Below are 633 nucleotides of genomic sequence, written 5' to 3'. Positions count from 1 at the left end.
CATCAACGACCCCGACCCCGGACCGGCATAAATCTTCGCCGACGTAACCTCCGGCGGAAGCATCCCGAAATCAAACATCCTTGGCTCCTTAACCCGTCGCGGCCGCGTTGGCCGCCTCAGTCACCGCGTACGACCCGGAGCTCATGCTCAGGGTGTTGACGAACATCTCGTGAATCGCCGACGCCTGGCCGCTCACGGCCTGATACATCTGGCCGTGCGCACAGAACTGCGCCGCGGTCAGTGCCGATACCTCGTCAGCGGCCGCCGGCACCACCCCCGTCGTCGGGGCTGCCGCCGCGGCGTTCTGCGCATTCAGCGCCGCGCCAATGCTTTGCAAGTTGCCCGCGGCCGCGGCCAGCGCCTCCGGCTGCGTCGTGACAAACGACATCTGAAAATCCCTCCCTGCTCCTAGGCCCGGCGGCCTTCGGAGAACGGTCCGCGGGCGGGCGTACCGCACGCATGGCTTACTGCTGAGATTAAGTGGGTCACGCGCTGCCTCGCCTCCCTAGTGCCGAGTGTTCATTCGTGTACAACTTCCGTTCACCTGGCCTTTCCTTATCCGGCCGAGGGTGGTCGGGTGAGCACGCTGTAGCGGAATCCGTATTTGTGCGAGTAGCCCGCGGCGGCGCCGGC

Annotated in this window: 1 protein-coding gene; it reads right to left on the bottom strand. The window is 65.7% G+C overall.

What is annotated here, in order from left to right; translation table 11 throughout:
* Nucleotides 1-88: 88 nt before the first annotated feature.
* Nucleotides 89-388, bottom strand: coding sequence for a PE family protein (locus tag A5680_RS12520; RefSeq protein ID WP_055405702.1), 300 nt, complete (start codon nt 386-388; stop codon nt 89-91).
* Nucleotides 389-633: the final 245 nt, after the last annotated feature.

Origin of the sequence: Mycobacterium sp. E2989 (genome assembly GCF_001667595.1) — a bacterium.
Taxonomy (GTDB): domain Bacteria; phylum Actinomycetota; class Actinomycetes; order Mycobacteriales; family Mycobacteriaceae; genus Mycobacterium.
Note: the sequence above shows the minus strand (reverse complement) of the source record. Positions and strands in the feature narration are given on the sequence as shown.